This window comes from Elioraea rosea, from assembly GCF_007644105.1.
Taxonomy (GTDB): Bacteria; Pseudomonadota; Alphaproteobacteria; order Acetobacterales; family Acetobacteraceae; genus Elioraea_A; species Elioraea_A rosea.
This window is the reverse complement of the sequence record NZ_VFAC01000016.1, coordinates 1-18,542: the sequence shown is the minus strand read 5'-3', so window position 1 is coordinate 18,542 and position 18,542 is coordinate 1. Positions and strand designations below refer to the sequence as shown.

Genomic DNA, 18,542 nt, shown 5'->3' with positions numbered 1-18,542 from the left:
GGCGGGGCGCGCCAAAGGAAGGGCATGGCCGGGTCGCGCGCCCGGTGTGTCCTGAGCGCGGCGTGGGCCGGGAAAAGGCCCGGCTGCGCCAGCCGCCAGGGAGGGGGGCCTGTCGGGCGGCGGCGCGGCCGGAAGGGCGCGGGGAGGGATGGGGCGAGCCCCGCACCCCTTTTGGGGCGTTTCTTCCATGAAGGTCTGGTGTCGCCGATGCGTCCGAGGCTCCGCGGGGAGAGGGGGCATGCCCCGTCGTTCCCCGGACGCATCGTTGCGACGGGCCCAGGAAACCGCAGAGGCGTTTCAGCGCGATGTGCCGCGCGGTTACGTCTGTTTCAGCGGTTCACGAGGGCGGTGCTGGCTCACGCGCCAAGATAGCGCGCGCGGAGGTGCCTCTCGAACGCCGCGGGATCGAGGGCGCGCCCCGTCGCTGCCTCGAGCAGCGCGTCGAAGCCGTGCCGCGCGCCGTGCGCGTGCACCCGCTCGGCAAGCCAGGAAACCAACGGTGCGAAGCTTCCCTCGGCGAGGGCGGGGACGATCTCCGGCCGCTCCGCCACCGCAGCCTGGAAGAGCTGCGCCGCCCCCATCGCGCCGAGCGTGTACGAGGGGAAATAGCCGAATGCGCCATCGTACCAGTGGATGTCCTGCAGGCAGCCGCGCCGGTCGTCCGGCACGTCGAGGCCGAGCAGGGTCTTGATCCCCTCGTTCCAGGCGCCAGGCAGGTCAGCCACCGCGAGATCGCCGGAGACGAGCGCACGCTCGAGCCGCCAGCGCAGGATGACGTGCGCCGGATAGGTCACCTCGTCGGCCTCGACTCGGATGAAGCCAGGCGCGACGCGGCGCCACAGCCGCGCGAGATTCTCCGGCGCGTAGGGCGCGGGGTCGCCCCCGGAGTCTTTGGCGAAGGCCTCTGCCATACGGGGCCCGAGCCAGGAGAGGAACGCATCCGACCGGGAGGCCTGCATCTCGATGATCAGGCTCTGGCTCTCATGCGCCGCCATGCCCGCCGCCTCGCCGAGCGGGGAGCGCGCGTAGGGCTTGGGCAGATGCGCCTCGTAGAGCGCGTGGCCGCATTCATGCAGCACGCCGAGGATCGCCTGGGTGGGATCGCTCTCGTCGTAGCGGGTGGTGATGCGGATGTCGGTTGGCGTGCCGCCGCAGAACGGGTGGGTGCTCTCGTCGAGCCTGGCGGCGGCGAAGTCCAGGCCCGCGCGTTCGGCGAGCGAGCGGCAGAGGGCGCGCTGCGCCGCGACGGGAAAGGGGCCGGTGAGGGGGATCGGCGAGGGCATGGCGGCCTGGCGCGCAAGCACCTCGGGGAGCATCCCGGCGAGCATCGTCTCGAGCGGGCCGAACACGGCAGCGACCCGCGCATCGCTGAGGCCGGGCTGGAACCCGTCCATCAGCGCGTCGTAGGGGGCGAGGCCCGTCGCGGCGGAGAGGGCCGCGGCCTGCTCCCGCACGAGGCCCACCACCTCTGCCAGGAGCGGCGCGACGGCAGGAAAGTCGGAGCTGCGGCGCGCCTCGCGCCACGCCGCCTCGCAAGCCGAACAGGCGCGCGCCATGGCCTCGACGAGCACGGGCGGAAGGGCGGTGGCGCGGCGATGCTTGCGGCGCATCAGTGCGAGGTTGGCGCGGTCAGCCTCGCCGAGACGGGCGGACGCGGCCTCTGCGGCGGCGAGCTCATCGGCCGCAGCCGCGTCGGTCAGCGTGCCGTGGGCAACCGCGGCGAGCGCGGCCATCTGCTCGCCGCGTGCCGGCGCAGAGGCGCGCGGCATCATCACAGAGGTGTCCCAGTGCAGGATGGCGGAGGCTTCCTCGAGCGCGGCGAGGCGTGCGAAGCGGGCGCGCAGGCGCTCGTAGGGAGACATCGCGGTCATGGCTGCTCCTCACGCGCGCGGGCGAGCAGGCTCCGCGCCCAGAACCCGAAGAACACGGCAAGCGCCGCGGCGAGGCCGTACCAGGTGATGGCGTAGCCGAGATGGTCGTTGCGCGGCATCGGCGGGCGGCGCTGCGGAACCGGCGGCTCGGCGGCCGTGCCGAGCGCGGCGATGGCGAAGGGCGCGGGCGCGGGCGCGGGGAGGCCGACCGCCTCGGCCATCAGCGCAGGCTGCATCGCCCAGAAGCGGCGCTCCTCTGGCCTGTCGTCGGGCGTGAACCAGCCGCGCCGCTCGGGCAGCATCAGGAAGCCGGTGACCGTCACCTCCCCTTCGGCCTCGGGCACGGAGGGGAAGGGCGGATAGGGAACCCATCCGCGCACGATCCAGAGGGGTGCGGCGCCGTCGCGCAGCATCGGTGTCGCGAGGAAGGCGCCGATGCTGCGGTTGCGCTCGGCGATGCCGACGACGACCGACTTGGCATGATCGAGCCGGCCGGTGACGGTGAAGCGGCGGAACACGAGGGAGGCAGGGTCATCGACCCGGGTGGGGAGTGCCTCCGGGGGTGTCGCCTCGCCGGCGCGGAGCTGCTCGATCCAGGCGTTCTTCCAGGCAAGCCTCTGTGCCTGCCAGGTGCCGAGGGAGAGGAGGATCGCGAGCGTGATCGCGGTTGCGAGGCCCGGCCAGAAAAGCACGCGCCACGCGGGAACAGGGGTGTGGGAGGACATGGGGGAGAGATAGTGCGGCCTCGCCGCCCCGCACGCCAGACCCGCCCGGCAGAGCTCAGGGCGGATCGACGCGGCGGGGGTCGGGCCGAGGATTGGGGCGGGGGCTCAGTGGTGGGCGATCTCGCCCGCGCCCCAGATGTAGATGCAGACGAACAGGAACAGCCACACCACGTCCACGAAGTGCCAGTACCACGCGGCGGCCTCGAAGCCGAAATGCCGCTCTGCCGTGAAATGCCCCTTCATCGCGCGGAACAGGCAGACGGCGAGGAAGATCGTGCCGACGATGACGTGGAAGCCGTGGAAGCCGGTGGCGAGGAAGAAGGTGGAGGGATAGACCCCGCCGTTGATGAACTTGAACGGCGCGACCGAGTACTCGTAGGCCTGCACCGCGGTGAAGGTGAGGCCGAGGCCGACGGTGATCGCGAGCCCGAGCACGAGGCCCTTCCGGTCGCCGTGGATCAGCGAGTGGTGCGCCCAGGTCACCGTGCAGCCGGAGAGCAGCAGGATCATCGTGTTGAGCAGCGGCAGGTGCCAGGGGTCGAACGTCAGCACGCCAGGCGGCGGCCAGGTCGCGGCCGAGTACACCCCTTCGGCAAGATGCGTCGGGAACAGGGCGTAGTGGAAATAGGCCCAGAAGAACGCAACGAAGAACATCACCTCGGAGGCGATGAACAGCATCATGCCGTAACGCAGGCCGAGCCGGACGATGGGCGTGTGCAGCCCGGGCGTGCGGCTTTCCTTCAGCACGTCGCGCCACCACAGGAACATGGTCAGCAGGACCGCGCCGAAGCCGGCGGACAGCAGGAAATAGGTGCTGTTGTGCATCGCCTCGATGGCGCCGAAGGCGAGCAGGCCGGCAGCCGCTGCGCCGACGATCGGCCACGGCGAAGGGTCGACGAGATGGTAGGGCTGCTTGATGCCCGAAGGTTCGACCGTGCTGCCGAGGCTGTCTGCCATCGCCCTCAATCCTGTTGCAAAGCGGGGCTGTTGCACCGCGAGACATCGTGCGGCGCATCAATCCCCGAAATCGGCGGGACGATCAAGCGCCCGCGAACCGGCGGGCGGCGCGCTCAACGGGGCATCGACCGCCGGTCTCCGCGCGGATCGGCGTGGCCGGTGGCGGCGAGCCGGACGAGGCCCTGCGCGCCCACGCGGTAGGTCACCCGGTCGCCCTCCGCCACGCCCATGGCCTTGTAGGCGGCCCGAGCCCCGGCATTGCCCCGGTCGGTGACCCATTCGAGGCGTTCGCAGCCGGCATCGATGGTCGCGCGCGCGACGCCTGCCAGGAGTGCCCGCGCCACGCCCTCGCCCCGCGCCTCGGGGCGGACGAACAGTTCCTTGAGGAACATCACGTCGCGGAACCGCGCGCCGGGAAACACGGGGGCGAACAGCGCGATGCCAAGGAACCGCCCCGCCTCGCCGACCCCGCCGAGCGAAACGGCGACAAGGCAGCGCGCCGGGGCATGGCCGCCGAGCAGCCGCGCGCAGGCCGAGGCCGCCTCGTCATCGGTCACCGCCGCGTCGTAGTGCCGCTCCATCGCCGCGAGGACCGAGGCGAGCTCTGCCCCTTCCGTCGCGCCTGGAGGGCGAATGCTGAAGCGGTCGTCGATCGACATGACCTCCCGTGCCGCCGCGCCGCGCCGAAAGCAAGGCGCAAATCCATCGAAAGCGACGAATTCACTCGAAACTGACCTGCTATCGCTCGCTGCGACGATGTCATGCGCCATGGCAATCGCTCCCTCCGCTGCTGGGCGTCCCGTAGCATTACGCAGGAGCATGGCCGTCGGATGCAGGCCGGCAAAAAATTATACGTCCAATCTTGTCAGAAATACGCAATGGCGCGGCCCGAAGCCGCCACAGTCAGCCACAGCGCGAGGGAACAGGCTGCCGACGTCCGGGCGAGGCCGCCGATCGGCGCCTCGAGGCTCGGCAGGGCGATGACGTGGAACAGCAGGATGTTCGCCCCGGCCAACATCACCGCCACCGCCTTGACCAGGAAGGCCGGGTTCGAGGCGACGTGCGTCGCATCCGCCGCCAGCATCACCGCACCCGAGGCCAGTGCGACGACGAAGGCCGCCCGGGCGAGCGGCAGGATCAACCCGCCGGCGGCGGAGAGAGGAATGCGCGAGGCGAACCCGAGGACGCGGAGATCGAACACCAGGATTCCACCGACGAGCACCGCGACGGCAAGCACGTGCGCGACCGACACCAGCGGGTACAGCCACAGACTGTCCCGCGCGGCGTGACCGAGCGCGCTCGCCTCCAACCAGGCGGCCCACGCGACGGGCGCGACGGCGTGCTCGTCCATGCCTGCCGCCTCAGCGAAGCTGCGTCACCTGCGTGCCGACGCGGATCCACTCCGCCCGCAGCTCGATATCCCGGTTCCGGTGCGGATAGCCCATCACCTCGACCTCCGACCCGGCCGTCAGCGCCGAGCCGGGGAGCTGGCGGTTGGTCATGCGGAAGGGAGGAGCGAGCACGACCTCCCAGGTCTTGTCCGGCGTCTTCAGCCAGATCGTGGCGTGCGGGTTGCTGAACTCGACGCGTTCGATCGTGCCCTTCAGGGTCTGGGCATTCTGCGGGTCGTAGCTGCCCCAGCCGTGATGGGCGAGCGCGGTGGCCGGCAGCCCTGCGAGCAGGGCAGCAAGAACGGCGCGGCGGGGCGAGGGGGCGATGCGCGTCATCGGAGCGTCTCCTGGGTTCGCTCCGGAAGATGGCGCATCGGGCTCCGGCGTGGAACACACGCACACCGATGCGTGAAGAGCGCGCAGGGGCCCTGCGCCGTGGGCCTCAGCGCCTCAGCGCGTGCATCAGGATGCCTGCCGCAACCGAGACGTTCAGGCTGTCGAGCGCGCCGCCGCCAGCGATTGTCGCCTTCGCCTCGCAAGCGTCCACCGTGGCGGGCGAAAGCCCGGTCTCCTCGTTGCCGAGGACGAGGGCGACGGGCCTGTCGCGCGGCAGCTTCGCCGGGTCGGTGCCGCCCGAAGCGACGGCCGCGACCGTCCGGTAGGCTGGACGGATGGCGGCGAGCGCGGCCGGAAGCTCCGCGGCGCGGGCGATGAGCAGGTGCTCGAGCCCGCCCTCGGAGACGCGATAAGCCGCGTCGGTCGGCGCCGCCTGGCGCGGGTCGGACGAGATCACCAGCCTGTCGAGGCCGAGGAAGGCGGCGGTGCGCGCGATGGCGCCGAGGTTGTTGGCATTGCCGATGCCGTCGAGCACGAGCAGCAGCCGGCATTTCGGCGCCTGCGCGATGGCGGCGGCCGGGTCGAAGGCCGGCACCGCCTTCGGGCGTGCGACGGCCACGATGCCGCCATGCAGCTTTGAGCCGGCGACCCGGTCCATCTCCTCGCGGGGCAGCATGCGGTAGGGCTTGCGCGCCGCGGCGAGCAGCTTGCACCAGGGCCCGACGCTCTCGCGGTGACGCTCCTCGTAGAACAGCCGCTCGACCCGCTGGGGAGAGCGCGCCATCAGCGCGGCGACCGCCGGAAGCCCGGCGATGCGCAGCAGGTCACGGTCTGACGGTTCCTCGCGCGGGGCGGCGCGCAGGACGAGCGGCGCGGGCCGGCTCTCGCGCCATTCGCGGCGACCGCCTTCGCGCGGCGGCCTCGGTCCGGCGTGAGGGCTTGCAGTCTGTGTCGGCCCGCGCGGCGGGCGGGCGGGGGGTCGCGCGCTCATGGCGGCGGACGCTAGCAGAGCCGGCGCGGATGGGAAGGGAGGAGCCGGGGGCCGACGATCAGGGTGCGCGCACCGCCGTCGTCTCTGCCTGCGTCGCGTAGCAGGGGCGCGCGATGCCCGCCTTCTCGTCTGGCGTGAAGCGCCGCACCAGCACGCCGCCGGGGATCTCGTCCTTGCCCTCGCTCGTCCAGAGCTGCACCGGCGCCATCACGTCTCCCTCATGCGGCGGGGGGAAGATGGAGAACCGCTCGGTCGTGTTCGGCAGGCGCGCCAGAAGGGGCGGCTCGAGACACTCGAACTCGGCGATGATTCCCTGCATGTCCGGCAGCACGCTGATGCGGTTCGCCCGCTGGGAGCCGATCGTGACGATCGTGTTCCGCCACAGCCTGCCGCCCTCGATGACGAGCCGCGCGCGCCGGCCAGCCTGAAGGATGTGCCGCGGCTCCCGCTCGGCCTGGCCGGGCGGCTTGCCGAAGATGTGCGGCTGCTTCTCGACGGCGATGCCGAGGCGGGCGGAGATGTCGACGACCTTGCCCGGCAGGGTGAGGCTTGCCGGACGCACGCGGCACCCCTCGACGCCGGCCCCTTCGGCGACGGCGCGCCAGAGATCGGCCGCATGCGGCGCACCGCCGCGGCGCACCGCGTCGAAAGCGGTGCCGAGGCGTTCGGGCCGCACCCAGCATGTCACCTCCTCGAGGGCGACGATGCGCCACCATGAGGGAACCGAGATGGTCGCCTGGAGCTTCAGGTGGTCGCTTCCCTGGCCATCGCCGCCGCCCGCCACCTCTGCCGCGCTGCGCGGGCGAACGAGCCAGCCGAACACCACGGCGTTCTCGTCCCTCATCGCGCCCGGGCGGGTGGTGCGCCTCGCCGTCGGCGCCGCAGCCCCGCCGCGCAGGCGGCTCGGCGTGCCGAACCCGAGCACGAGCAGGCGCCCTTCCTGGCGCGCGAGGCTCTCGCTTCGTGTCTCGTCGAGCGACAGCCCGGCAAGCAGCCGCCCGACACCGCTGTCGCCTGCGACGGAGAGCGCATCCGAGGCACCGGTGCGGATGCTCACCCGCTCGCGCAGGCTTCGCGGCACGAGCGCATAGGAGAACACGTCGAGGTCGCGGTTCAGCGCGTTCCACAGTGCCGCCGCGGCGCGGTTCTCGTGCCCCGGCGTAACCGGCTCGGCGACGAGGCGACACCAGGGGGAGGCCGGCAGGTCGATCTCGTGCAGTGCGACGATCGGCCGCGTGCCCTCCTCGTCCTCGCTCACGATCGAGGGCACGCGCCGCATCACCGGGGCGAGCCGCTCCTGCTGGAAGGCGGTCGCCGAACAGGCATCGGTGCGGACATGGTACGTGCGCTGGAGCGGAATCCCCGGAAGGCCGACGCAATCCGCCGAGCGATCGCCATTCGTCTGCCCCGCCATCGCTTTGCGCAGGCATGCGAGGCCGAGCTCCTTCGCGCGGGCGAAGCCATCGAGGTCGTTCTCTGCCGCTGCCGCGAGTCCGTCGCGCACCGTCTCGCGCGCCCGCCGGTTGGCGAGCAGCCACGCGCGCAGCCCGAGTGCGGCGGCGGCACTGACCTGCAGGTCGTTCGGCGGACACGGGAACGAGGGAACCTCGAAGCGCGGGCGGGCGGAGAGGCCGGGCTCGCCGCGCAGATCGTCGGAGGCGCCGTTATGCGCTTCGATCTGCGCGAGCTCGACGACGGTGACGGGCTCGTAAGGCTCCTGCGGCCGGATCGAGCAGGAGTGCATCAACCCCGCGATCCATTCCAATCGGTCGACCGGGCCCCTGGCGTTGCGCTCAACCGCGAAGCCGACGCGCGCCATCGCCACGAGCGCATCGTCCCGCCGCGCCATGAGTGCTCGCTTCACGCTATCGTCGACGAGGCGCTGGGCCTCGGCGAGCATCGCGCCGTACCAGTACTGGACCATCGCCGCCCCGCTTACAGCGAGCGGAGCCTGTGCACCCTCCTCCGACGCGGCGGACGGATCGCCCATGCGCCAGGCGAGCGCCCGGCAGGCGGGCCAGCGCGCATCGGGGCCGAGCGCGCGACACACGCTCAGCGCAAGTGTCCGCCCGAGCAGCGCCTCCTCCGCCGGCTGCAGCTGGCGCGTCGAGATGGCCCCGGCCGTGGCGGCGACGACCTGGTCGATGGCCGACCCGAACTGTTCGATCCACTGCGCGTACACACGGGCGAAATCCTCCGCGGCGAGATCGACGAGTGTGTTCGCCGCAGGCCGACGCCGCGCCTCCCACCCGCCGATCGCCGTGGGGCTCGCGATCCGAAGCATGATGAAGCCGAGCCTGTCCTCGCCGCGCGCACGCACCACGGTGGTGTCGAACGACAGGAGGTAGAGCGTGTTGCCCTCTGCGTCGTGCCGGTCATCGAGCAGGAGTTGCGTGCGCTCCGCGCGCAGGGCCTCGCGATACTCGTTCATCGCCTCGAACACGGCGAGCGTCGTCGGCTCGGCGGCGGCAAGTGTCTGGCGGTCGGGCGTTCCCTGCGCGCCGATGCGGCGCAGCACCTCCGCCGTCTGCAGCGCATCGACGCTGCGGAACTTGCCCGCGAAATCGTCCTGCATCATCTGGAGGAGCTGCTTGTCGAGCCAGGCGGCATGGTCGAGCCGGTCGTTCAGCAGCCGCTCGCGCGTGTACACTTCCGGGCTTTCGACGGAGATGAACCCGCCGGTGGGCCGGGTGTGGCGGTCGACGACGCGCGTGACGCGCTCGATCCCGACATCCAGCACGACGAGCGCGGCGAGCAGGGCGACGAGCAGAACCGCGAGCCCGCCGGCGATGCGGGCCGATCGCCAGACGCGGATACCCGTGCGCCTCAGCCAACGGCCGGAGCGCCGGACGAGGCCCGGCTTGGCCGGCGCACCGGCCGGGTCGGGGTCAGCCGGCAAGGCCAAGGCTCACCTCCATGTCCTCGAGAACGCAGTCGATCAGTGTCTTGCGCATCAGCCGGCAATAGGCCGTCTCGGTCGCGTCGAAAGAGCCGTGCTCGGCCCACTTGTTGCCTGGCGCTCCGCCCCCGCAGAAGCGGAAGTAGGCGCAGCGGTCGCGGCAGGCCGCGACGCCCGCGGCGATCTCGGCGGCAAGGCGCGACCGTTCGGTGCGGACACGGATCGTTTCGAGGTCCTCGCGCATGAGGTCGCCGAGGATGAAGTCGCCATGCGCGGCGCTCTGGGTGCCGAGGAGTTCGGGCGAGAACGAGGCCATGCGCCCGTCGCGCGTGACGGAGACGATGCGGAACGGTTCAGCCTCCTGATTGTAGCCTTCGGGCAACCCGTTCGCGATCGCAGGCGTCGCCCAGACCTGCTCACGCAGGCTGATCGCACCCGGCGCGCCGCGCATCCGCTCGAGGAAGCGTCGGAAGAAGCCGCGCAACGCCGCCCCGGCGCCCGGACCCGCATGCGATGAGACGGGGGCGACGCCGTCCGTCTCGTCGATGTTGAACGCGACCTCCCTCACCCCATGCTCGACATAGAAGTCGAACAGCGCATCCGCGTGGTCGAGGCTCTCGCTGCGCAACACGGTGATGACGTGGAATGGCACGCGGTGTCGCTGGAGCAACGCGACGCCGCGCATAACGCGCGCATGCGTTCCCTCGCCGCTTCGCGTCCGGCGGGCCGCGTCATGCAGGAAGGCCGGCCCGTCGAGGCTGAGGCCGAGGCGGATGCCGTGCTCGCGCAGGAAGCCGCACCAGGCCTCGTCGATCAGCAGGCCGTTCGTCTGGATGTTGTGCGTCAGGCGAAGGCCGGGCGGTGCGAGGGATGCGGCAAGAGCGATCGCGCGCGCATAGAAGCTGCGCGGCAGGACGAGCGGCTCTCCCGCATGCCAGCAGATCGTCAGCGCATCGGCGACGAAGCGGCTCCGCAGCACCTTGGCGAGCACCGTGCGCAGCGTCTCGTCCGACATGCGCCGCGGGTCGGTGCGGCCCGGCAGGTAGCAGTAGCTGCAGTCGATGTTGCAGAAGCCCGTGCCCTGGAGGACGAGGAGCTCGATCGCTTCCGGGATCGCGGGCGGAGGCATCGCCGCTACCGGTTCGGGAAGTTCGGAAAGTTGGGGAAATTGGGAAAGTTCGGGAAGTTGGGGAAATTCGGGAAGTTGGGGAAGTTGGGGAAGTTGAACCACTGCGCATAGGTCGCGCAGCACGGCCCTGGCGCGGGAAGGGTGCTGCGCGCGGCGGCGCGGGCACCTGCGAGCGCCTCGCGCACCCGCGCGACGCGCTGCTCGAGCGTCAGCGCCTCGCGTGCCTGCTCGCCGGCTGTGTGCGTGTGGGCGGGTTGGGACAGCACCGGCCCTGGCGCGACGGCCGCGATCCAGCCGAACGCCAGAAGCGTGATGCCGCGGGCGCTGCGACCCGGCATGCAGCGGACCTCCTGTCCCTCCCGCGGGCGCGATGGCGCACCGGCGCGGAAGGGCGATCCCTAGCCTAACGGAGCGCCCTGCGTCCTTGCGCTAGATCAGAAGCGTTGCCATCACCGGAACATGGTCGGAGGCCTGGGGCCAGTCGCGCGCGTCCTTCAGGATGGTCGTGTCCTTCAGGGCGCCGCGCAGATCGGGCGTCAGCCACACATGGTCGAGCCGGCGGCCGCGGTCGGACAGCCGCCAGTCGCGGTTTCGGTAGGACCACCAAGTGTAGAGCTTCTGCGGCACCGGGACCGTCACCCGAGGGGCATCCACCCAGCCCCCGGCGGTGGCGAGCCAGCGCGTGAGCCCCTCCGTCTCGACCGGCGTGTGGGAGACGACGTCGAGAAGCTGGCGATGGCTCCATACATCGTCGGGCAGCGGGGCGATGTTGAGGTCGCCCACCAGCACCGTCCGCCCGCCATCGGCCGCGCCGGCCTGGAAGAAGCGGGTTGCCTCCTCGACGAACTCGAGCTTGTGGCGGAACTTCGGGTTCGCCTCGGGGTCGGGGATGTCGCCGCCCGCAGGGACGTAGAAATTGTGGATCCGCACCGGCCCGCCGGGGAGGTCGATGTCGGCGGCGATGTGGCGGCAATCGCCCTTGGTGCACCAGTCCGGCATTCCCTCGACCGGTGCGAGCGGCAGGCGCGAGAGGATCGCCACGCCGTTGTAGCCCTTCATCCCGCGCATCAGCACGTGGCGGAAGCCAAGCCGCTTCACCTCGGCGAGCGGGAAGTGCTCGTCGGGCGATTTCGTCTCCTGCAGGCAGAGGATGTCCGGCTCGAGGGCCGCGGCGAGGTCGCCGAGCCGCGCGGAGCGCAGGCGGACCGAGTTGATGTTCCAGGTGGCGATGCGAAGCGGGCGGGGGCGTCTGGCCATCAACGCTGAATAGAGCACCTCATGCAGGGAGGAAATCCGGCGCCGCGTCGAACTGCCTGGACCATGTGGAAAAACCGTGACACGCACACTCGCGCCAGACGATGGCACAGTCCCGCCATGTCCAAAATTGAGACTTGTCTCTCATTTACGTGACGGGTGTGTGAGAGTAAAAAGACAACAAGAAAGCGCCCGGTTAGGGGGGTAACCGGGCGCCGCTTGTTCCGTACGGAACCCGCAAGGTTCGGCAGGGGAAACCGGTCCTCGCGGTAACTCGACGCTTAATCGCGCCGATGCATTGATTAGATACTTGAACGCCAAGCAGTGCAACCCGGAAATGGTGACACCGCGCGCGCCTGCACGCAATCGAGCGCCGCCCTCCTGAGCATCGCCTCAGGCGTCATCAACGAGATGGATTTTCTATTCCTGCGCGATCACTCGGCGGCGATGCGACTGGCCCCATCGCGGCCCCGCGCGCCGGTGTAGCGGGCCACTGCATCGGCAAACGCCATGAAGATCGCCCGCGAGGCGCTGTCCGTTTCGAAGTCGTATTCGGGGTGCCACTGGACGCCGAGCGCGAAGCCGCGTGCGCCGGACACACGCACCGCCTCGATCGTGCCATCCGGCGCCGTCGCCTCGACGACAAGGCCCGGCGCGAGCCGTGCGATGCCCTGGTTGTGCAGGCTGTTCACCGAGAGCCTGTCGCCGCCGACGATGGCCGCGAGCCTGGCGCCCGCGGCAAGCCGCACCTCGTGCGCCTTTGCGGTGCGCACCGGGCCGAAGGCCTGCTCGGTCGGCGTCGAATGGTCCATCCTGCCGGGAAGGTCCTGGATCCTCTGGTCGAGCGTGCCGCCGAGCGCGACGTTCAGCTCCTGCATGCCGCGGCAAATCGCGAGCATCGGCACGCCGAGGCCGATCGCGGCGCGGATCAGCGGCAGCGTCACGGCATCGCGCGCGGGGTCCTCTGGCACGCCGTCGGGGTGCGGCGGTCCACCATAGAGAGAGGGAAGCACGTTCGAGGGGCTGCCGGTGAGGATCAGCCCGTCGATGCGGCCGAGGAAGCTCTCCACATCCGCGCGCTCGCCCATCGCCGGGATCAGGCAGGGCAGGCCGCCGATCACGAGGTCGACCGCGCGCACGTAGGTGTCGGACACCGCATGGTTCGGGCGGCCGTAGCTGCCGAACAGCTTCACGCAGCAGGAAATGCCGATCAGGGGCTTCATCGTTCCGTCGTCACCGCCTCCGCCAGGGCCACCCCCCCGGGGGTCGCGCCGCGCCGCGGGCGCTGTCCGCCCCAGCCGTCGCGAAACGACAGTATCGCTGTTCGATTGCGGCGGCGTAAAGGCCGGGCCATGGCACGCCGCGTTCCTACCTGGGCTGCGGCACGCCGAGATCGGGCGAGACGAAGCGGAACAGCGCGGGGTCGATGCGCACCCCCGTCTCGATCTCGTACAGCGTCACGCGCACCTCGCGGCCCTGCGTGTCGATCACCGTCCACTGGCGGAGCTCGAGCGGCGTGTCGGCGAAGGTGAGCGTCAGGCTTCCCTCTGCCGGGCTCGCGCGCTTGACCACGGTGATCTGCACGAGGCCCTCGCGCTGCTGCACGGCGGCGACGCGCGCATCGCCCTCGTCGAGGCGCACCCGCTCGGCGAGGAGCGTGCCCAAGGGCGTGGAGCCGAGCGGCACCGCGCTCGTCTGGTTCACCGCGCTGTCGAAGAAGGTCACGATCGTGCCGTCGGAGACGACGAGGATCGTGGAGGGAGGGTCGTAGGCGAATCGGGCGCGGCCTGGCCGCTGCATCCACACGGTTCCCTGCGCCGTGCCGCCGCGGGCATCGGCCTGGAGGAAACGCGCCTTCAGGGTTCGGATGCCGGCGAGCGCGGCCTCTGCACGCCCGATCGCCGCCCTATCCGAGGACGTCAGCGGTTGCGCGCGCGGCGCGGCGGAGGACTGCGCGAGGGCCTTGGAACGGAACGGGCCGGGCGGCAGCGCCGCAAGCGCGCCCGCGCCGGTGAGGAGGGAACGTCGATGCATGCGGCCGATCCTAGCGCCGCGGCGCCGGAGCAGCGAGTAACGGCTGGCACAGCGTCTCAGCCGCGCGCCAAACCCGTCGCAAGCACACGCCATGTGAGATGAAGCATAGTTAATTTACGCAAAAGTTGCAGATGGTGCCGTTAACTCGCTTGAGGGACGCATGCCGGTGCATGTAGGTTCCCTCGCGAGTTCGTGAGCGCAGAAGGCGAGACAATGGCAAGCTATGTGACGTTTTCCCGGTCCTCCACTTTCAATGGGACGCGCAACGCCTGGGACGTCGCCGGTGTCGGCGGGTTCGGGACATCGGCCTTCGGTGGCGGGCCCGAAGGCTTCGTCAACAACAGTGGCAGCCTGTTCGACCTTTCCGGCGGCCCTTCCGCGGCGCTCACCTCGGCGATGGGCTCGGGCAAGGTGCTGACCGCCAATTCCGGCGCGAGCTTCTCGGCCGGCCCGGCGCTCGAGACCTTCTCGATCACCGAGGACGCGATCGAGCTCGGCCTCAAGTCCTCCGACTGGAACGCCATCAAGAACCTCGAGCTGGTGCTGACCACCGACGACCTCGTCGAGAAGGTGGTGATCGAGAACTTCGTCGATGTGCGGCTGAAGCTCGGCGACGGCATCAAGGCGCCGACGGGCGAGACCTACGAGGTCGAGATCCTCAACGCCAAGCGCGGCGAGGTGGACGCCTCCGGCCTCGAAGGCGGGCTCGACCTGCTGATCACGACGTCGTCGAACGACAACACCTGGGTGAACGCCTTCACCGTCACCGGCTCGGACTTCGACGACACGATGAGCTACGCGCCAGGCGAGAGCTTCACCGGGGCGGGCGCGCTCAACGTGGTCGGCGGTGCCTTCGTCACGATCACGACCGACATGGGCGGCGACCAGGGAAGCTTCGCCTTCTCGCTCGCCTACGGCTACGACAACATGGCGACGACCGAGGCCCTCATCGCCGACTGGCAGGCTGATGGCGCGATCATCGAGGCCAATGGCCGCATCACCTCCAGCCGCTCCGTACCCTCCTCCTTCCTCCCCGAAGGCGTTGTCGGCCTCGGAATCCGCGGCACCGATGACCGCAGCTTCGAGATCGACGGGCCGGACGTGTTCTCGGTCACCATCGGCGGGGCCTACGAGGGACAGAAGGCCTCGAAGGTCACGATCGACCTGACGGTGTTCTACCAGAACGAGCTCGGCCCGAACGTGTTCGAGGGCGTGGTGATCTCGCTGTACGACGGCGAGACGCTCGTCTTCTCCGACACCTACCAGTCCTTCAGCGGCGACAGCTACGGCAAGACGCGGCCGGGCAACTCGCAGATCGTCATCGACAGCGAGGGCGCGTTCGCGTTCGACACGGTGAAGATCTCGGCGGTCGACGACCCTGCACGCTCGGACCCGCACGACTTCCTGGTCCGTGGCCTGACCTTCGAGGAGCTGTTCTCCTCGGGCGGCGACGTGCTGAACCTCGGGCCTGGCGCCGACATCGTCGTCTATGACGCGACGGATGCCGACACCAAGCTCGACACGCTGGTCGGCTTCGACACCGTGCTCGACCTGCTCCGCATCGACACCGCATCGGGCACCGACGCGGGCGTCACCGTCGCCGAGATCGGCGGCGACACGGTGTTCACCTTCGCAGACGATGCCGGCAAGGCGATCATCGTCGAGGGCGTAACCGGCCTGGTTGCCGGGAACGACTACGTCTTCTTCTGACGCTTCTTCGCGAGCCGTCGGCGCCAGAGATCGGCGCCGACGGCCACCGCAGACCAGAACGCCACGGCCAGCGCCATCGGCCGCGCAGTGCCGTCCGCCGCCAGCGCGACCACGGCTGCGCTCGCCGCTCCGAACACGAAGGTCATCGTTCCCGAAAGCGCCGAGGCGCTGCCCGCGCGGTGGCCCTGCCGCGCGAGCGCGAGCGCGGTGCCGTTCGGCCCGATGAAGCCGAGCGCCGCCATCGCTGCCGCGACCGGCGCGGCAATGGCGAGGGGATGCGCGATCCTGGCAAGCGCGACGGCAAGCAGCGCCGCCGCGGAAACGCCGAGCGCGGTCACGCCCCAGCCGATCAGCCGCGCCGGGCTCGCGCGGCCGAGCGCCCAGGCATTGACCTGCGCGAAGGCGATGAAGAACGCGGCGTTCAGCCCGAACAGCGCGGCGAAGCTGCTCTCCGACAGCCCGCCGAGCTTCATGAACGCATCCGACGCGCCGGCGATATAGGCGAACAGCCCGCCGAACCCCGCGCAGGCAGACAGCGCGGGCGCGAGGTAGGACGGGTCCTTCAGGATCGCGACATAGGTGACGACGATGCCGGCGGGGCTGTCATGCCGCCGCCGCGCCGGCTCCAGCGTCTCGGGCAGGGCCCGCCAGACGAGCAGGATGCAGACGACGCCGTAGAGAGCGAGCACCCAGAAGATCAGCCGCCAGTTGCCGAAGGCGAGCGCCAGCCCGCCGAGTGACGGGGCGAGGATCGGCGCCGCGCCCATCACGAGAACCAGCCGGCTCATCATCCGCGCCGCCGCCGTGCCCTCGGCGATGTCGCGCACGACGGCGCGCGGGATCACCATGCCTGCCGAACCGCCGAACGCCGCGAGCACCCGGAAGGCGGAGAAGCTCGTCGCATCCGGCGCGACCGCGCAGCCGATGGTGGCGAGCGTGTAGAGCAGGCTTCCCGCAAGCAGCGGCTTTCGCCTGCCGAACCGGTCCGCCAGCGGCCCCTGCACGAGCTGGCCGATCGAGATGCCGATGAAAAAGGCAGCGAGCGTCGCCTGCGCGGTGCCTGGCCTTCCGCCGAACTCGGCCTCCATGGCCGGGAAGGCGGGCAGGTACATGTCGATCGAGAGCGCGCCGACGGCGGTGAGCGTGCCGAGGATCAGCACGAGCCGCGTGAAGGAGGGAAGCGGCTGCGCGGGGTTCAGAGGGATGGCCATCCGCCCAGTCTTGCGCGCCGGCCGGCGCGTGGCGAGTGCGCCGGCGGCATGGCCGGGAACGATTGCTCCGTCACGACCGCGTTAACCGCCCGGCAAGGAACGGCGCGCAGCATGTGCGAGGAACGGACTGGAGAGACCGGCCATGCCGAATGAGATGCCCGCCTTCGAGGCCGAGCCGCCGGCCACGCTCGATTTCGCGACCGCATCGGGTGTCGCGGGAGAGAAGGTGATCCTGCGCGCGCGCGAGTGGGGCGACATGCGCAGCGGGCCGCTCTCCGGCGCAGAGCGTGCGGCCTTCTTCGCCGCGCTTCGCCGCAAGGCCGATGCGCGGTTGGCCCAGTTCCGCTGAGGCTCTGACGGGCCCGCGAAGCAGCTAGTCCTCGTTCGTCCGCCTGACGAGGATCTCCCGCTTGCCGACATGGTTCGGCGGGCCGACCACACCTTCCTTCTCCATGCGCTCGATCAGCCTGGCGGCACGGTTGTAGCCGATCTGCAGGTGCCGCTGGATGAAGCTCGTCGAGGCCTTGCCCTCGCGCGCGACAAGCGCCACCGCCTGGTCGTAGAGCGAGGTCTCGTCGCTCTCGTCCCCGATGGGGCCGTCGAGGCCGAGTGTCGGCGCACCGGCGCCCGCCTCGGCCACCGTCGCATCCGCCTCCGTCACCTCGTCGACATAGTCGGGCTCGCCGAGGCTGCGGAGATAGGAGACGACGCGCTCCACCTCGCTGTCCGACACGAAGGGTCCGTGCACGCGCACGATGCGACCGCCATCGCCCATGCGCAGCATGTCGCCCTGGCCCAGAAGCTGCTCGGCCCCCTGCTCGTTCAGGATGGTGCGGCTGTCCACCTTCGACACCACGCGGAACGAGATGCGTGTCGGGAAGTTCGCCTTGATCACGCCGGTGATGACATCGACGGAGGGGCGCTGCGTCGCCATCAGGATGTGGATGCCGGCAGCGCGCGCCATCTGCGCCAGCCGCTGCACCGTCGCCTCGATCTCCTTGCCAGCGACGAGCATCAGGTCTGCCATCTCGTCGACGACGATGACGATGAAGGGAAGCGGATCGAGCGCGAGCGGCTGGTCCTCGTAGGTCGGCTTGCCCGTTTCGGGATCGAAACCCGTCTGCACGCGGCGGCTGATCGTCTCGCCCTTCGCGCGGGCCTCGGCCACGCGCGCGTTGTAGCCGCCCACGTTGCGCACGCCGAGCTGGCTCATCAGCCGGTAGCGCCGCTCCATCTCGCGCACCGCCCATTTGAGCGCGCCGACCGCCTTCGCAGGCTCGGTGACGACGGGCGCGAGAAGATGCGGGATGCGGTCATACACCGAGAGCTCGAGCATCTTCGGGTCGATCATGATGAGCCGGCACTCCTCGGGGGAGAGACGCATCACGAGCGAGAGGATCATGGTGTTGATCGCGACCGACTTGCCCGAGCCAGTGGTGCCGGCGATGAGCAGGTGCGGCATGGCGGCGAGGTCGACGATCTCCGGCGCACCGCCGATGTCCTTGCCGAGCGCGAGGTTCAGCCGCCCGCGCGCCCGCACCCAGGCCTCGGAGGAGAACAGCTCCGACAGCCACACCGTCTCGCGCCGCGAGTTCGGCATCTCGATGCCGATGGCGTTGCGCCCCGGCACGACGGCGACGCGCACCGAGAGAACGCTCATCGACCGCGCGATGTCGTCGGCCAGCCCGATGACGCGGGAGGATTTCGTTCCGGGTGCGGGCTCGAGCTCGTAGAGCGTGACGACGGGGCCAGGGCGGATCGCGGTGATCTTCCCCTGCACGCCGAAATCGGCGAGCACGCCTTCGAGCAGCCGCGCATTCGCCTCGAGGCTTTCCTCGCTCGGCCGGCCCGGGCGATTCGCCGGCGGTTCAGCGAGAAGCGTCAGGGGTGGCGGAACCCAGCCGCCGGCGAGAGGCAGCGCTCCCTGCCCCGCCCCTGCCGCACGCCGCGCCTCGGGAAGGGAGGCGACGCGCGCGCGCGGCTCGGGCGCCGAGGCTGCGGGCGCGGCGACGGGTGGGGCAGGCATCGCCGCCG

At 70.6% G+C, this 18,542-nt stretch carries 17 protein-coding genes; 2 read left to right on the top strand and 15 right to left on the bottom strand.

What is annotated here, in order from left to right:
• Positions 1-356: 356 nt before the first annotated feature.
• From FIF60_RS11540 to FIF60_RS11480, 13 genes are all read right to left on the bottom strand, one after another.
• On the bottom strand, positions 357-1,871 hold the full coding sequence (locus tag FIF60_RS11540; RefSeq protein ID WP_204251173.1) for a carboxypeptidase M32: 1,515 nt from the start codon (positions 1,869-1,871) through the stop codon (positions 357-359).
• A complete protein-coding gene (locus FIF60_RS11535; RefSeq protein WP_144186234.1) occupies positions 1,868-2,596 on the bottom strand; it encodes an SURF1 family protein in 729 nt (242 codons plus the stop codon). The genes FIF60_RS11540 and FIF60_RS11535 overlap by 4 nt, the downstream gene beginning before the upstream one ends.
• A 105-nt stretch (positions 2,597-2,701) precedes the next feature.
• On the bottom strand, positions 2,702-3,553 hold the full coding sequence (locus FIF60_RS11530; protein ID WP_144186233.1) for a cytochrome c oxidase subunit 3: 852 nt from the start codon (positions 3,551-3,553) through the stop codon (positions 2,702-2,704).
• Positions 3,554-3,666: 113 nt separating this feature from the next.
• Positions 3,667-4,212 carry a GNAT family N-acetyltransferase gene (locus FIF60_RS11525; protein ID WP_158639177.1) on the bottom strand — a complete coding sequence of 182 codons (546 nt, stop codon included), beginning with the start codon at positions 4,210-4,212 and terminating at the stop codon, positions 3,667-3,669.
• A gap of 206 nt (positions 4,213-4,418) precedes the next feature.
• Complete coding sequence (locus FIF60_RS11520; protein WP_144186231.1) at positions 4,419-4,904, bottom strand: DUF6644 family protein; 486 nt, start codon at positions 4,902-4,904, stop codon at positions 4,419-4,421.
• Between the two features lie 10 nt (positions 4,905-4,914).
• The gene (locus FIF60_RS11515; RefSeq protein ID WP_144186230.1) at positions 4,915-5,280 is read right to left on the bottom strand and encodes a DUF6152 family protein; all 366 of its coding nucleotides are present in this window, start codon (positions 5,278-5,280) and stop codon (positions 4,915-4,917) included.
• A gap of 106 nt (positions 5,281-5,386) precedes the next feature.
• Positions 5,387-6,271, bottom strand: coding sequence for a TrmH family RNA methyltransferase (locus tag FIF60_RS11510; protein ID WP_144186229.1), 885 nt, complete (start codon positions 6,269-6,271; stop codon positions 5,387-5,389).
• 58 nt (positions 6,272-6,329) lie between these two features.
• Positions 6,330-9,176: a hypothetical protein gene (locus FIF60_RS11505; protein ID WP_144186228.1), complete on the bottom strand. Its 2,847-nt coding sequence runs from the start codon at positions 9,174-9,176 to the stop codon at positions 6,330-6,332.
• On the bottom strand, positions 9,160-10,299 hold the full coding sequence (gene grrM / locus FIF60_RS11500; protein WP_144186227.1) for a cyclophane-forming radical SAM/SPASM peptide maturase GrrM/OscB: 1,140 nt from the start codon (positions 10,297-10,299) through the stop codon (positions 9,160-9,162). The genes FIF60_RS11505 and grrM overlap by 17 nt, the downstream gene beginning before the upstream one ends.
• A 5-nt stretch (positions 10,300-10,304) precedes the next feature.
• Complete coding sequence (locus FIF60_RS11495) at positions 10,305-10,637, bottom strand: hypothetical protein (protein WP_144186226.1); 333 nt, start codon at positions 10,635-10,637, stop codon at positions 10,305-10,307.
• A 91-nt stretch (positions 10,638-10,728) separates the two neighbouring features.
• A complete protein-coding gene (locus FIF60_RS11490) occupies positions 10,729-11,556 on the bottom strand; it encodes an exodeoxyribonuclease III (protein ID WP_144186225.1) in 828 nt (275 codons plus the stop codon).
• 431 nt (positions 11,557-11,987) lie between these two features.
• Positions 11,988-12,776, bottom strand: coding sequence for a gamma-glutamyl-gamma-aminobutyrate hydrolase family protein (locus tag FIF60_RS11485; protein WP_144186224.1), 789 nt, complete (start codon positions 12,774-12,776; stop codon positions 11,988-11,990).
• A 145-nt stretch (positions 12,777-12,921) separates the two neighbouring features.
• Positions 12,922-13,587 carry a LolA family protein gene (locus FIF60_RS11480; protein WP_158639176.1) on the bottom strand — a complete coding sequence of 222 codons (666 nt, stop codon included), beginning with the start codon at positions 13,585-13,587 and terminating at the stop codon, positions 12,922-12,924.
• Between the two features lie 213 nt (positions 13,588-13,800).
• Here FIF60_RS11480 and FIF60_RS11475 point away from each other — a divergent pair, with 213 nt between their 5' ends.
• A complete protein-coding gene (locus tag FIF60_RS11475) occupies positions 13,801-15,297 on the top strand; it encodes a hypothetical protein (RefSeq protein WP_144186222.1) in 1,497 nt (498 codons plus the stop codon).
• On the opposite strand, the gene FIF60_RS11470 is transcribed toward FIF60_RS11475, so the two are convergent.
• Positions 15,282-16,508: a multidrug effflux MFS transporter gene (locus FIF60_RS11470; protein WP_239451596.1), complete on the bottom strand. Its 1,227-nt coding sequence runs from the start codon at positions 16,506-16,508 to the stop codon at positions 15,282-15,284. The genes FIF60_RS11475 and FIF60_RS11470 overlap by 16 nt on opposite strands.
• Before the next feature lie 142 nt (positions 16,509-16,650).
• On the opposite strand from FIF60_RS11470, the gene FIF60_RS11465 reads away from it, so the two are divergent.
• Positions 16,651-16,857 (top strand): hypothetical protein, encoded by a 207-nt coding sequence (locus FIF60_RS11465; protein ID WP_144186221.1) that lies wholly within the window; start codon positions 16,651-16,653, stop codon positions 16,855-16,857.
• Positions 16,858-16,881: 24 nt separating this feature from the next.
• Here FIF60_RS11465 and FIF60_RS11460 read toward each other — a convergent pair.
• Positions 16,882-18,542 (bottom strand): DNA translocase FtsK (locus tag FIF60_RS11460; protein WP_408869866.1); only part of this gene is annotated, 1,661 nt, incomplete at its 5' end.